General features: G+C 32.8%; 1 protein-coding gene. It reads left to right on the top strand.

Going from position 1 to position 1210, the window contains the following annotated elements; all coding sequences use genetic code 11:
* Positions 1-212 precede the first annotated feature (212 nt).
* Positions 213-1178, top strand: coding sequence for an IS110 family transposase (locus Q0975_RS28325; protein WP_299444352.1), 966 nt, complete (start codon positions 213-215; stop codon positions 1176-1178).
* Positions 1179-1210 lie beyond the last annotated feature (32 nt).

The raw sequence follows: 1210 nt of genomic DNA, 5'->3' as shown, positions 1-1210 counted from the left end.
CTTAAGTTTACAATGCTTAACTTTTAGTATAAATAATCAGAAAGAACAAAAGAGAGAATTAAGGTTATGATACACGGTGAAGCTTAGACTTCGACAACATAGATAATCCTCTCTTTTTTACTACTCTTATTTCGTTCAGTTCTGTGAGGCTTAGACCTCGATTTCAAGTTGTTGAAACAGTGGTAGCTCGTTCTTTCCAAATTTCATTTTTTATGTATAAATATAAAGAAATTTATGGTATTGATATTAGTAAAGATGTCTTCGATGTTTACGGTAATACCCAAGGCCATATTGAATTTAAGAATGACGAGAAAGGTTTTAAATCATTAGTAAAACACCTAGCTAACGACGCTTTAGTTGTTATGGAAGCCACAGGTTATTATCACTATCGATTAGCACAGTATTTGCATAAAAAAGGCGTAGCAGTATCTGTAGTAAATCCTTTGTCAGTAAAGCGTTTTATACAGATGAAGCTAGCCAAGGTAAAGACCGATAAGAGTGATGCAAAATTAATATGTGAGTATGGACAGATGAATGATGTTCCATTGTATAATGCTTTAACAGAAGTTCAGAGTGAGTGTTTACAATTGTTTAGATTATTAGACAATTATTTAAAACACAGAACAGCGACAAAGAATAAGCTAAAAGGCGAGGAGGTATTGGGTGTTCCATCAAAGTTTGTTTATAGCTCTTTAAAGCGAAATTTAAAGCATTTAAACAAAGAATTGGATGTCTTAGAATCTCGATTGTTAGCGTTAGTAAAACAAGACCAGCAACATCAACTTACATTATTAAAGAGTATCCCGGGCTTGGGTGTAAAGACGGCATTGTTTTTAATAGTAGTAACCGATGGATTTAAGAAGTTTGAAACGGCATCACAGCTATGTAGTTATGTTGGTATTACTCCAACCATACGAGAATCAGGAAGTAGTGTTAGAGGGCGAAGTAGGATAAGTAAGATTGGTAACAAAAAGTTAAGAAATTTACTATTTCTATGTGCTTTTTCGGCCTGTAAACACAATAAGGCTTGTAGAGAGATTTATGAACGATTAGTGAACAAAGGAAAGAGTAAAAAATTAGCATTAATAGCAGTAGCAAATAAATTATTAAAACAGGCATTTGCTATAACAAAATCAGGAAGACCATACGATGAAAACTTCATTTCTAAATTAGGCTAAAAAGACTTGTTTTTTAACTCAGTTCTTTGTTA

Source organism: uncultured Aquimarina sp., assembly GCF_947500065.1.
Lineage (GTDB): Bacteria > Bacteroidota > Bacteroidia > Flavobacteriales > Flavobacteriaceae > Aquimarina.
The sequence above is the reverse complement of the archived record's forward strand: the minus strand, read 5'-3'. Positions and strand labels throughout refer to the sequence as shown.